Origin of the sequence: Mesorhizobium sp. M7A.F.Ca.US.005.03.2.1 (assembly GCF_003997795.1) — a bacterium.
Lineage (GTDB): Bacteria > Pseudomonadota > Alphaproteobacteria > Rhizobiales > Rhizobiaceae > Mesorhizobium > Mesorhizobium ciceri.
Map to the genome: position 1 here is coordinate 1 of NZ_RZRP01000161.1, position 9,332 is coordinate 9,332.

Below are 9,332 nucleotides of genomic sequence, written 5' to 3' on the forward strand. Positions count from 1 at the left end.
AATGCGGCGGATCAGATGTACGAGGTCCAGCTTCTCGCGCTCGTTCAGGCCGGCAGCGGGCTCGTCCAGCAGGATAAGCTCAGGTGTCGACGCCAACGCCCTTGCGAGTTCGAGCCGCCGTTGATCGCCGTAGGAAAGGCCGCCGGCATATCGATGCGCATGCTCAGCAATGCCGACGAAATCGAGCCAGCGCATGCCAACCGCGCGGATCACCTCTTCCTCGCGCCGCTGCGACGGCAAGTGCAGGATGGCCGACACGATGCCATGACGGCTCCGGCAATGCTGGCCGGACATGGCGTTTTCTAGAACGCTCATCTCCTTGAACAGTCGGATGTTCTGAAACGTGCGGGCGAGCCCGAGCGCGGTGATGCGATGCGGCGGCAAACCGGTAATTGGCCGGCCGCCCAGGCTGATCGAACCGTCCTTCGGCTTGTAGAAGCCGGTCAGGCAATTGAAGAGCGACGTCTTGCCGGCGCCATTCGGCCCGATGAGACTGTTGATGGCACCTTTCTCAACCGAGAACGAAATGTCGTGAAGGACCTTCAGTCCCCCAAAACTGAGGCGCAGATCGCGGACTTCGAGCAACGCCATGGTCAAACCCGCTTGTCCGGCCAGAGCCCGTTCGGCCTGAACAGCATGATTGCCAGCAACGCAACCGCAGTCACCAGGGGACGATAAGTGCCCGCCCCGCGCAGCACCTCCGGAAGCAGGGCCACGAGAACGGCACCCAGGACGACGCCAGGAATGCGGCCCATGCCACCAAGGACGACGCCAAGCAGGATGAGAAGCGATTGATTGAAGGTGAAACTCTCCGGCGAGATGGCCGTCATCTTGGCGGCGTAGAGGCACCCGGCCACGGAAGCTATCACCGCGCCCATCATATATGCCTGCAGCTTGGCCGTGACACGGTTGATGCCGATGCCGGCAGCGGCGTCCTCATCATAGCGAACGTAGAACCAGGCTCGTCCCATTCGTGACCGCTCGACGCTCAGGCAGACGAAGGCGGTGAGCAGCGCCAGCACCAGGAACGCATAATAGAAGTGCTGCACCTGCATCAGCTTGAAGCCGAAGATCCCCGGCCGCTCGATACCGATGAGGCCACTCGCGCCACCGGTGATGTCGAGGTTGCGGGCGATGATGCGCACGATCTCGCCGAAGCCCAGCGTCACGATCGCCAGATAGTCGCTGCGCAGCCTCAAGGTCGGAGCACCGATGATGATACCTGCTACGCAGGCTGCCGCCATGGCGATCGGGATGGTGAGCCAGAAATTGAAGCCGAATTCTGCGGTCAGGATGCCTGATGTGTAGGCGCCAACCGCAAAGAAGGCGGCGTAGCCGAGATCGAGCAGGCCCGCATAGCCAACGACTATGTTGAGGCCGAGGCACAGCACGACATAGAGCAGCGCCGTGGTCGCCACCTCCGTCACGTAGGCGTTGGCGAACTGCGGCAACACCAGCGCGACGGCGAGTGCCGCCAGGCCGGGCAGCACGACGGACCAGCGCATCAATTGCGGTTGCCCGGCGGCCGGCATGCTTCTCACTTCGTCGATCATCATACCCGCTCCACGACAGAGCGGCCAAGAAGGCCGGTCGGCTTGAACACAAGGAACAGGATCAGGGTGCCGAAAACGAAGACGTCACGCCACTCCGATCCGACGAAGGGCAAGGAAGAACCGAAAGCCTCGAGCAGGCCGAGCAGTAAGCCGCCCAGCATGGCACCCGGCACGCTGCCGATCCCGCCTATGACAGCGGCGGTGAAGGCCTTGAGCCCCATGATGAAGCCCATGAAGAAATGGACACTGCCATAGTACGCGCCGGCCATGACCCCGCCGCCGGCGGCGAGCGCCGAACCCATGAAGAAGGTCAGTGCGATCACCCGGTCGACATCGATGCCCATCAGGCGGCTCGCCCCCATGTCGATGGACACGGCGCGCATCGCCTTGCCGTACATGGTGCGTGAGACAAAGGCCTGCATCCCGGTCATAAGAGCGATGGAGGCGGCCACCAGCACCATCTGCGTGTAGGTGATATGAACGGTGGAAATGTCGACACCGGCAAAACCGAGATCCGTGTTGAAGGCGTAATGACGCCCGCCTGTCAGGGCGAGTGCCGTGCCGTTCAACACCATTGAGGCGCCGAGCGCCGTGATGAGGATGGAGAGGCGCGGCGCATTGCGCATCGGCCGATAGGCGAAGCGTTCGATGACGACGCCGAGCAAGCCGACGACCAGCATCGACACAAGCAGGGCGCAGACCACGCCCAGCCAGCCATTGCCGACCCAGATGCCAACGAAGGAAAACACAATGAGGCCGACGAAGGCGCCGTTCATGTAGATGTCGCCATGGGCGAAATTCAGGAGCTTGATGACGCCGAAGACCATGCTGTAGCCGAGCGCGATCAGGGCATAGAACGAGCCGACGATAAGACCGTTCACCAGTTGCTGAATAAGCAGGTCGAGCGTCATTGATGCTCCTGGGGCAGAATTGAAAAAGTCTTGTCTGGGCGCAGCGTTGGCGCGCCAGACAATCGGCGATGACGCCGAGGCCGCCACAAGGGCCGCCCCGGCATCAATCCGGTTAGCCTTTATTCGACAGCCACCCACTTGCCGCCTTTGGCGATCACCGGGCGGAAGTTCGAGGTCTGGAGGGTGTTCTTGTCGGTGAACTTGATTTCGCCGGCAAGGCCTTTGAAGTCGCTCGCCTTGAGGGCCTCGATGATCGCCTTTTGATCCGCCGACTTGGCCCGCGTGATGGCATCGGCGATTAGGTCGCCCACATCATACGAAAGAGCTGCATAGGCACCGGCGTCACGACCATAGGTTTCCTTGTACTTGGCTTTGAAGTCGGCGGCGCCGGACAAGAGGTCGACGGTCGGCGGAGACAACAGATACACGCCCTCACCGGCCGACCCGGCGATTTCCAGATACTCCGGCGAATTGTTGCCGTCGCCCAGCACGATGCCGCCCTGGAAACCGGCCTGCCGAAGCTGCTTGGTGAGCAGTGCGCCGCCGGCATGGTAGGCGGTCCAGAAGACGGCGTCGGCGCCGCTTGATTTGATCTTGGTGACGACCGCCGAATAGTCCTGCTCGCCGGCCGTGGTGGTCTCCTTGGCGGCAATTTCGCCGCCTGCGCCCTTGAAGGCTTCGGCGGTCAGCTTGGCCAGGTCGGATGAATAGGCATCGCCTTCGTCGACGACCGCGATCTTCTTGTAGCCGTTCTTCTTGAAGAGCTCCACCGCTGTAGTCGCCTGCATGTCGCCGGTCGAATTGGCGAGGAAGGCATTACCCTGATTGGCGGCGACCAGCTTGGTCGAGTTCGCTCCGATGATGACGAACGGAATGCCGGCGTCGCCGTAGATCTTCAATGTCGGCAAGACGGCACCCGAACAGTAGCCGCCAACGATGGCGGTCACGCCTTCCGAGACAAGCTTGCTGCCTGCGGTCACCGCCTGCTGCGGATCGCAGGCGTCGTCAGCGGTCGTGGTGATGATCTTGTCGCCGTTGACGCCACCTTTGGCGTTGACGGCGTCGATCGCCATCTTCACGGCGTTCTCCATATCCTGCCCTTCACTGGCCAGTTGGCCAGTCATGGGAGCCACGATGCCGATCTTTATATCGGCAGCCGCGGCCATCGTGGTCATAGCCAGCCCGGCAAGGGCGGTCGCACAAGCCAGCCTCTTGGCAAGCCTCTTGAAGGAAACAACCATTAATTCTCTCCATTTCCCCTGTTGGCGCATCCAGGCGGCGTGCCCGAAATGCATTGTTTCGCCCCTCGGTTAGTTGCGGAGCGGTTTTGTTGAGCAAGATCGCCAGCCTGCCATGCGATTTCTCACCGGCAGGCTCCTGATCCGCCGATCAGTGACTGCCGCTGGAAGCACGGGCATAGGCTCCCTGATAGCGGTTCTCCTGGATGCTCTGCATGATCTCGGCCTCGCGGGCTTCCTGCGCCCGGACGGCGGCCAGCAAGGCCGCGGCACCGTCCATTGGAAATGCCACGACGCCATCTTCGTCGCCGACGACGATGTCGCCTGGACCGACGACCATGCCGCCTATGCAGACCGGAACATTTATGGCTCCCGGACCATCCTTGTAAGGTCCGAGATGGATGGCCGACCGCGCGAAGCATGGGAACGGATTGCGGCCGATGGCACCTGCATCGCGAATGGCGCCGTCGATGACGATGCCCGCGGCGCCGCGCGAAGCCGCGACACTTGTCATGATCTCGCCGACCAGCGCGCGCCCCTCATAGCCACCGCCGTCGACGACAATGACGTCGCCTGGCTGCAACAGATCGAGCGCACGATGGATGAACTGGTTGTCCCCGGGACGAGTCCTGACCGTCAGCGCTCTCCCCGCCATGACGCCACTCACCCGATGAAACGGCCGCAACCCGACAGCGCCGGGAACGCGAGCGAGATTGTCGCTGATCAACGGCGTCGCAAGAGCGCGGAACGCGTCGATCAGTTCGCTTTCCTGTGATCCATCCGCCATCGCCTGCACTCCTCCTCGTCGGCACTTATTATGAATATAGTATCCAATCATACTTAATTCGGTCGAGTCAACCGACCTTGCGATTGTCGGCAGAAAAAAGCCAAATCGACTTATAAATGGCGTAAGTCTGGTCAGAATGCCCCAACCGCTCCTGCCATTCGGACTTGCAATGGCGTCAAAGTTCAAGATAGATTGGATAACATATCCATAGATGTCATGATTGTGAAAAGGGATTCAGTTGTGAAGCACGCAGGAAAAGTCGTGATCGTCACCGGGGCGGCACAAGGCCTGGGCCTTGCCTGCGCTGAGCGCTTTCATGCCGATGGCGCCAAGGTGGTGCTTGTCGACGTGCAGGCCGATCGCGGACGCGAGCATGCCGAACGTCTTGGCGAGCGTGCCGCCTGGCTATCGGCGGATCTCTCCGAATGCACCCAGGAGATGGCAGCCGATGTTGTTGCCAAGGCCACGGAGCGATTCGGCGGTGTCGACGTCCTCATCAACAATGCCGGCATCATCCATCTGGACGATTTCGTTGACTTCCCCGAGGAAGCCTTCGACCTGGTTCAGCGCGTCAATCTCAAGGCGCCCTTCCTTCTCGGGCAGGCCGCGGCAAGGGCCATGATCGCGCAGGGACGCGGCGGCTCGATCATCAACATGTCGTCGATCAACGCCATCCTGGCCATTCCCAATTCCGTCGCCTATGCCGTGTCCAAGGGTGGCATCAAGCAGTTGACGGCGGTGATGGCCGTCGGATTGATTCCGCATAACATTCGCGTCAACGCCATCGGCCCCGGCACCATCCTGACCGACATGGTCAAGAGCTCGGTCATGGCCAGCGAAGCGCAGCGCCAGACCATACTGTCGCGCACGCCGAGCGGCCGCTGTGGCGAACCTTCGGAGATCGCCAGCGTCGCATCCTTCCTGGCCAGCGACGACGCCTCCTACATTGTCGGCCAGACCATCTATCCGGATGGCGGCCGCCTGATCCTGAATTATACGATGCCGGTGAAGGACTGACCGCCAATGGTTGTCGGTACGCCCCACATCAGTCTTGCGGGATCGGCCGCGCTGCTGCTCGACGGGGCGCAGGGGGCTTTCGATGATGCCACCCAGGAGCTGGTCTGGGCGGTAGCGAATGCTGCGCTGAGCCTCGAAGGGGTGCGCGAGACCGTTCCCGGCATGAACAACCTGCTGGTGGTGTTTGACCCGCTCGCCACGGACGCCCACAGTGTCGGCGATCAGTTGATGTCGCTCTGGACCAGCACCGATGCCCATGCGGTGACCGGCACGCATCATACTATTCCTGTCAGCTATGGCGGCTCGCGCGGCGAGGACCTCGCCGGCTGGGCCGCGCATTGCGGCCTGTCTGTCGACGAGACCGTCAGGCGCCACGCGGCAGCCGCCTACACCGTCGCCGCCATCGGCGCCATGCCGGGCTTTCCCTATCTGTCCGGTCTCGACCCACGGCTTGCCTGGGCAAGGCGCAGCACGCCTCGCCTGAAGGTGACTGAGGGCGCCGTCATGATCGGCGGTGCGCAGGCGGGCGTCATGCCGATGACTGCGCCGTCCGGATGGCACATGATCGGCCATACCGACGTGAAGCTGTTCAACGCCGAAGCGGAATTGCCCGTGCTGCTCTGGCCGGGAGACACGATCCGATTCACGATCGCGGGGATTGAGGCATGATCGAGATCCTCACCACCGGTCTGCCGAACACAATCCAGGATCTCGGCCGGCCTGGCCATCTTGCGCTGGGGGTCAGCCATGGCGGCGCCATGGACAGGCAAGCGCTTGCAATCGCCAATCTCATGCTGGGCAATGATCCCTCGGCTGCCGGGATCGAGGTCGCGCTTCATCCGTTCCGGCTGCGCACGCATGTCGACACCGCGGTCGCTGTCACCGGCGCGGATTGCGCCGTCAGCGTCGGTAATCGGCCCTGCCCGCCCTGGTGGGCCATGGCGATCCGCGCCGGTGAGACGCTTGTCCTCGAAGCACCGCGCACCGGTGCGCGTTCCTATATCGCCGTTGCCGGGGGGCTCGATCTACCCCTCGTCATGGGGTCGCGCGCGACGGATGCGAAGGGTGGCTTCGGCGGGCTCGGCGGGCGCGGCCTGTCGCGCGGTGACCGGCTTGCGCTCAACCCGGCGCAATGCCGGCTTCCCGCAGGCGGCATCGGCGCAGCGCTGGAAGAGCGACGCGGCGCGGTGGACGGCTTTGCCTCGGCATTCGAGTTGCGAGTTCTGCCGGCCGCCGAGTTCGACGCCTTCACCCCTGAGTCCCAGGCAGCCTTCACCGGAAGCGAATGGAGCATCACCAACGACGCCAACCGGATGGGATATCGCCTTTCCGGAGAGACGCTCTCGCTCGTGTCACCGATGGAATTGCTGTCGCACGGCATCGTACCCGGCACTGTCCAGGTGCCACCGTCCGGCCAGCCAATCATCCAACTTGCCGATGCCAACACTTGCGGCGGCTATCCGAAGATCGCTACGGTGATCGAAGCCGACCTGTGGCGGCTCGCACAAGCGCCTGTCGGCGCGCGTCTGCGTTTCTCAGCGGTCTCGATCGAAGCGTCGACGGAAGCGCTTCGCACGAACTGGCAGCGACGCCGCGACTTTATCGCCGCCCGGAACCTCATGGTCGGCGAGCAGAGGGCTCCATGAAAATTCGTCCCTTCACCATCGAGATTGCCCAGTCCGAAATCGACGATTTGAGGAAGCGCATCTCGAACTGGCGCGAGCCGGATCAGTTGCAGGCAATAGGCTGGGCGCAAGGAACGGAGCACGAGGAACTGCGGCGGCTTATGCAGCACTGGTGCACCGGCTTCGACTGGCGCAAGCAGGAAGCCGCCTGGAACATCCATCCGCACTACCAGACGGATATTGGCGGCCAAACCATCCATTTCATCCATGCACGCGCCGCTGTTGCGACCGGCAGAACGGTCATACTCACCCATGGCTGGCCAGGCAGCGTCTTCGAATTTCATGAGCTGATCCCGCTTCTGACCGACCCGCTTTCGCATGGCGGAAGACAGGAGGATGCCTTCAACGTCGTGGTTCCGTCGATTCCCGGCTATGGTTTTTCGAGCCGGCCGACTAGGCCTGGTCTCAACCTGTTTGCCGTTGCCGACCTTTGGGCTGAATTGATGAGCCGTCTCGGCTACAAGCGATATCTCGCGCAAGGTGGCGATCTGGGCGCCAGCGTGTCGATCTGTCTGGCGCACGCACATCCAGACAGTCTCGCCGGCGTGCATCTGAATTTCATCCCTGGCTCATTCTCACCGCCTCACGATGCAAGCCCGGATGGTGACTTGACGCCGGAAGAACGCGCCTTCCTGGAACGGAAAGCCGGATGGGCGGATATTCATGGCGCCTATGCTCATATTCAAGCGACGCGCCCGCAAACGCTTGCCTACGGGCTGACGGATTCACCGGTCGGACTGGCAGCCTGGATGATCGAAAAGTTCCGCGACTGGAGTGATTGCGGTGGCGATCTGGGCAATGCTGCTTTTTCGCGCGACGACATGCTCGCCAACATCTCGCTTTACTGGTTCACCCGGACGGTCGCTTCGTCGATGCGCCTCTATTGGGAAACGCGCGCCCGCCCGCTTGCATTCGCGTCGGGCACCGCGATCCACGTTCCACTTGCGGTGGCGTTGTTTCCAAAAGAGATGCCGATGCCGCCGAGGAGCTGGGTCGGGCGCGTCTTCAAGGACATCCGCCAGTGGACAGCGATGCCGCGCGGTGGTCATTTCGCGGCCCTCGAGCAGCCCGCTTTGCTTGCACAGGATTTAAGAGCCTTTGCCGGTGGTCTGGATTTTTAAAGCCAGCGTTTGCACGCAGCCAAACCCGAAGGCCAGAAATGACCAACACCACGATCACCATCGATGCCCTGCATGAGCGCGTCGATGCAATTTTCCGCAAGGCTGGACTGAACCCCATCCAGGCCAGCGCCATCACAAGGGTCATCGTTGCGGCGGAACGCGATGCTTGCAAGTCACATGGTGTCTACCGCATTGAAGGCGCCCTGCGGACGATCAGGGCGGGTAAGGTAAACCCGAACGCGGAGCCCGAATTGTTGCCGCAAGATGCTCCCGCCATCATCAAAGTGGATGCGAAGGGCGGCTTCGCCAACCCGGCCTTCGAACTGGGTCTGCCGGTGCTGGTCGAGCGGGCACGTTCGTGCGGCATTGCCGCGCTTGCGATCAACGATGCCGTCCATTTTTCCGCCCTTTGGGTGGAAGTCGAAGCCTTGTCGCAGGCAGGCCTTGCCGGCCTGGCCATGTGTCCGAGCTACGCCACGGTCGCCCCGACCGGCGGCAACGGACCGTTGCTGGGTACCAATCCTTTTGCCTTTGGCTGGCCGCGCGAAGAACAGCCGCCCTATGTTTTCGACTTCGCGACCTCGGTTGCCGCGCGAGGTGAGATCGAGCTCCACCGCCGGGCAGGCAAGTCGCTGCCGGAAGGCTGGGCCATGGATTCGGACGGCAGGCCAACGACCGACCCCGAAGCTGCCCTGTCGGGCGCTATGCTTCCCTTCGGCGGGCACAAGGGTTCCGCCATCGCGACGATGATCGAGTTGCTCGCCGGGATCATGATCGGCGATCTGACCAGCCCCGAGGCGCTCCATCTGCTCGGCACCACGACGCTTTATCCGTCCCACGGAGAATTGATCATCGCTTTCTCGCCACAAGCTTTTTCCTCGAGCCGCCCCGGCAATCCGTTGGACCGTGCCGATGCCCTGTTCGAGGCGATCCTTGGCCAGGGTGCACGGCTGCCCTCACAGCGGCGGTTCATTGCCCGAGCAGCATCGGAGAGTGGCGGGATCAGCCTCTCAGCCCAGG

General features: G+C 62.5%; 10 protein-coding genes. 5 read left to right on the forward strand and 5 right to left on the reverse strand.

Annotation, left to right across the window (positions count from 1 at the left end):
* The 5 genes from EN991_RS11720 to EN991_RS11740 all read right to left on the reverse strand — a co-directional run.
* The coding region (locus EN991_RS11720; protein WP_164768989.1) for an ABC transporter ATP-binding protein at positions 1 to 591 on the reverse strand (591 nt) is incomplete at its 3' end.
* Between the two features lie 2 nt (positions 592 to 593).
* On the reverse strand, positions 594 to 1,556 hold the full coding sequence (locus tag EN991_RS11725; protein WP_127368794.1) for a branched-chain amino acid ABC transporter permease: 963 nt from the start codon (positions 1,554 to 1,556) through the stop codon (positions 594 to 596).
* Positions 1,553 to 2,464 (reverse strand): branched-chain amino acid ABC transporter permease, encoded by a 912-nt coding sequence (locus EN991_RS11730; RefSeq protein WP_127368795.1) that lies wholly within the window; start codon positions 2,462 to 2,464, stop codon positions 1,553 to 1,555. Before EN991_RS11730 ends, EN991_RS11725 begins: the two co-directional genes overlap by 4 nt.
* Before the next feature lie 119 nt (positions 2,465 to 2,583).
* Positions 2,584 to 3,705, reverse strand: a complete 1,122-nt coding sequence (locus EN991_RS11735) for a branched-chain amino acid ABC transporter substrate-binding protein (protein WP_245460946.1) — start codon at positions 3,703 to 3,705, stop codon at positions 2,584 to 2,586.
* 148 nt (positions 3,706 to 3,853) lie between these two features.
* The gene (locus tag EN991_RS11740) at positions 3,854 to 4,489 is read right to left on the reverse strand and encodes an RraA family protein (protein WP_013525175.1); all 636 of its coding nucleotides are present in this window, start codon (positions 4,487 to 4,489) and stop codon (positions 3,854 to 3,856) included.
* 240 nt (positions 4,490 to 4,729) lie between these two features.
* Between EN991_RS11740 and EN991_RS11745 the strand changes: the two genes are divergently transcribed.
* From EN991_RS11745 to EN991_RS11765, 5 genes are all read left to right on the forward strand, one after another.
* The gene (locus tag EN991_RS11745; protein WP_041164662.1) at positions 4,730 to 5,506 is read left to right on the forward strand and encodes an SDR family oxidoreductase; all 777 of its coding nucleotides are present in this window, start codon (positions 4,730 to 4,732) and stop codon (positions 5,504 to 5,506) included.
* 6 nt (positions 5,507 to 5,512) lie between these two features.
* Positions 5,513 to 6,175 carry a 5-oxoprolinase subunit PxpB gene (pxpB, locus tag EN991_RS11750; protein WP_127368798.1) on the forward strand — a complete coding sequence of 221 codons (663 nt, stop codon included), beginning with the start codon at positions 5,513 to 5,515 and terminating at the stop codon, positions 6,173 to 6,175.
* Positions 6,172 to 7,152 carry a biotin-dependent carboxyltransferase family protein gene (locus EN991_RS11755; protein ID WP_127368799.1) on the forward strand — a complete coding sequence of 327 codons (981 nt, stop codon included), beginning with the start codon at positions 6,172 to 6,174 and terminating at the stop codon, positions 7,150 to 7,152. Before pxpB ends, EN991_RS11755 begins: the two co-directional genes overlap by 4 nt.
* Positions 7,149 to 8,312, forward strand: coding sequence for an epoxide hydrolase family protein (locus tag EN991_RS11760; protein WP_127368800.1), 1,164 nt, complete (start codon positions 7,149 to 7,151; stop codon positions 8,310 to 8,312). The genes EN991_RS11755 and EN991_RS11760 overlap by 4 nt, the downstream gene beginning before the upstream one ends.
* Positions 8,313 to 8,350: 38 nt before the next feature.
* Positions 8,351 to 9,332: Ldh family oxidoreductase (locus tag EN991_RS11765; protein ID WP_164768991.1), on the forward strand; the 982-nt coding region annotated here is incomplete at its 3' end.